This window comes from Streptomyces aureus (genome assembly GCF_001418135.1).
Lineage (GTDB): Bacteria > Actinomycetota > Actinomycetes > Streptomycetales > Streptomycetaceae > Streptomyces > Streptomyces aureus_A.
Genome location: NZ_LIPQ01000670.1, coordinates 1 through 3,110 on the forward strand (window position 1 = coordinate 1; position 3,110 = coordinate 3,110).

The window sequence follows — 3,110 nt, forward strand, 5'->3', positions numbered from 1 at the left end:
GTTCGGGAACCCCGGTGGGGGAGACGGCGCCGGGTCCGCCTGGTTCGGCGGAGGCCGGGCGGGTGGTGCGGGCTGTGGTGGTGCGGCGGCTGCTCGTGGTGGACCGGGGTGAGGGTGGTCTGTCGTCGTTGCACGTGCGGATCGTGGCTGGTTTGGCGGGCGTGACGGAGCGGACGGTATGGCGGTGGCTGGCCGAGGGACGCGAGGGGCGGCTGGAGGCGCGGCCACGGCAGGGCGGGTTCGTGGTGGGGGACGCCTTGTGGGAGGTGCTGACCCAGGCGGGCGGGAACGTCGCCGAACTGCGCCGAAGGATGCTCCGGGCGCAGGACGAGGGCGTCCTGGAGCACTGGGGGGGCGGAGTTTGTGCCGTCCTTGGCGACCCTGCACCGTGCGATCAAGGACGAGTTGCGGGCGGGCCGGGTGCTTCAGGTCGCCCGGGCGGCGTCGGGCCGGGTGGAGCCGAGCCGGTACGACCGGGCGCTGGCCGAACTCGGCTTCGCAGAGGGTGCGAACGGTCCGCCGGTCGTGGACGGCCCGGATGCCATGCCGTCCGGCACGGGCGGTGAACAGCGGCCCGGCGCGGTGAAGACCGCTTCGCGTACCCGGGTGTCGGGTGGAGTGCGCCTGTACGCGCCGGGAGCGCGGCTGGTGTCCACGCGGCAGGTGGCCGGGGTGGTGGAGGCGGTGGGGCATACGGTCGCCGCGCGGGGGATCGGCTGTGTGTACGGGGACACGGGGCTGGGGAAGACGGTCGCGGTCGAGCAGGCTCTGCATCTGCTGCCTGCCCGGGTGCCGGTGTGGCGGGCGGTGGTGGGAGTCAGGCCCGGGCTGCCGCAGGTGCGGGCCGCGTTGTGCGAGGCGCTGGGACTGCCGTCGGGGTCTTTGACCCACCGGGCCGGACCGGCCGACCAAGCGCTGGCTGAGGTGCTGGCTGAGCCGGGTGTGCTGTTCCTCGACGACGCGCAGCGTCTGTCGCCGCCGGTGCTGGACTACCTGCGGCAGCTGTGGGACTTGCCGGGCTGTGCGGCTGCCCTGGTGTTGTGCGGGGCGGGCAGCGAGCGGGCGCTGGCCCGAGCTGCGGCGATGCGTTCCCGGGTTCTGACCTGGCACCAGGTCAGCCGCCTCGACACGCAGGACGTACCGCGGACGCTGGGTCTGTTCCACCCGGTGTGGGAGGACGCTGACCCGGCCGACCTGGGGCGGGCGGATGAGCAGACCCCGCGGCAACTTCCGTACCTGGGCGAAGATCACCTCACATGTCTGTGCAGCCCGGGGCCGCGACCCCGGTGCGGGTGTGGATCGGGACGTGATCGACCAGGCCTGCGCCCGGCTCGGTCCGTACTCATGACCGCCACTCTCACGCGCCCGGGACGCATCGGTTCCGGCGGCAGAGAACCTCACCCCGTTCGGCAAGGAGAGAAACGGCGAGATGACGGAGAGCGGATCGAGGGATACCAACGGCGGCCACGGCGTTGACGCGGGAGGACAGCGGCCGCCACCGTCGGGGGATCCGGCCGGCGTGCTCGGAAAGCAGTCGCTGGTTGCGCTGCGGGCGCCTGCGGTGCGCCGCCTGCTGGCGCTGCGGGCCCGGGGTGGTCTATCGCGGCAGCACGTGCGGCTGGCGGGGGAGTGCCTGGGGGCATCGGAGCGCACGGTGTGGCGGTGGCTGGCTGAGGCGTCCCAGAGCCCGGAGGCGGCTGCGCACCCCGGAGCCCGCCACACGAGCAGGTTCGAGATCACCGCGGAAATCCGGGTGCTGCTGGCGTACTGGCACGGCAACGCCTCCGCAGTCCACCGCCAGCTCGTGGAGCGCGCCGCAGCCGAGGCCGGGGGCGTACCAGCACATACGTCCGGCGCTGCTGGGCCCGTCCCGCCCGGCCTGGTGGCTGTGCCGGGCGGGGCAGCCCTGTCGCAGGTGCCGCTGCTGGATCCGGTCCCGTCCCTGTCGACGTTCCTGCGCGCGCTGCGCCGCGATCTGACGGCGGGGGAGCGCGCCGGTCTCGCCAGCGGACCGGAAGCAGCACGCGCCCATGACGTGTTCGGCAAGCGGCCGGCGTCATGGCGCAACTACGCCTGGGAGACTGACCACGTCCAGGCCCCGCTGCTGGTCGACGCTGACGGCGACCTGGTGCGCCCGTGGATCACCTGGTTCATCGACACCGCCACTAAGGTCATCACCGGTACCGCTGTCACCCCGGGCCATCCCTCCCGCGCGTCGGTACTGGCTGCTTTGCGCGCCGCAGTGGTGCGGGACGATCCCTACGGCCCGGCCGGGGGAGTGCCGGAGCTGGTGAGGATGGACCGGGGCAAGGACTTCCTGTCGGCCGCCGTGACCACCGCGCTCGGTGCGATGGGTGTGACGGTCAAGGACTTGCCCGCCTACAGCCCGCATCTGAAAGGCACGGTGGAGAGCCTCAACCGGGCTGCGGACCGGATGCTGTTCGCCGCCCTGCCCGGCTACACCGCCGGGCCCACCAGGCCCCGCTCGGAGCGGCGCGGACGTCCCGCGGGGGCGCTGTCCGCCCTGTCGTTCCAGGACTTCACCGCAGAGGTCCTGGAGTGGACGAACTGGTGGAACACCGCGCACCGCCCGAAAGCCCTGTCGGGCCGTACGCCGCTGGAGGCGTGGCAGGCCGATCCGACCCCTGTCACCGACATCCCCGCCGCCGACCTGTGGGCTTTCACTCTCGAGGACGACGGCCGGCCCCGGAAGCTGACCAGCCACGGCGTGAGCTGGCGCGGCCGCACCTACACCGCCGCGTGGATGACCGGCCAGGCCGGCCGCCAGGTCCGCGTGCGCTACATGCCCCACCACGACCACGAGATCGAGGTCTGCGACGCCCGCGGCCGCCACCTCGGCCCGGCGCACCTCGCGGACGCGGCCACCCCCGAGCAACTGCAGGCGCTGCGCGAGGCACGCGCGGAGCGCGCCCGGCGCCTGCGGGCCGACACGAAGGCCGCCGAACGCCTGCGCCGCCAGCGCTTCGCCCCCACCACCAGCGCGGAGCCCGCCCAGCGGCTGGGAGCCGTCACGGCCGCTCGGGCCGAGCGTGAACTCGCCGCCTCCGACTACACCGACGTCGCACGGCTGGCACTTCCCGACTTGATCC

Annotated in this window: 2 protein-coding genes; both read left to right on the top strand. The window is 73.6% G+C overall.

Annotated elements, in window-relative coordinates; genetic code table 11:
• The first annotated feature begins 372 nt into the window (after positions 1-372).
• Complete coding sequence (locus tag AOK00_RS35910; RefSeq protein ID WP_159041935.1) at positions 373-1,476, top strand: ATP-binding protein; 1,104 nt, start codon at positions 373-375, stop codon at positions 1,474-1,476.
• A gap of 43 nt (positions 1,477-1,519) precedes the next feature.
• The coding region (locus AOK00_RS35915) for a Mu transposase C-terminal domain-containing protein (RefSeq protein WP_159041936.1) at positions 1,520-3,110 on the top strand (1,591 nt) is incomplete at its 3' end.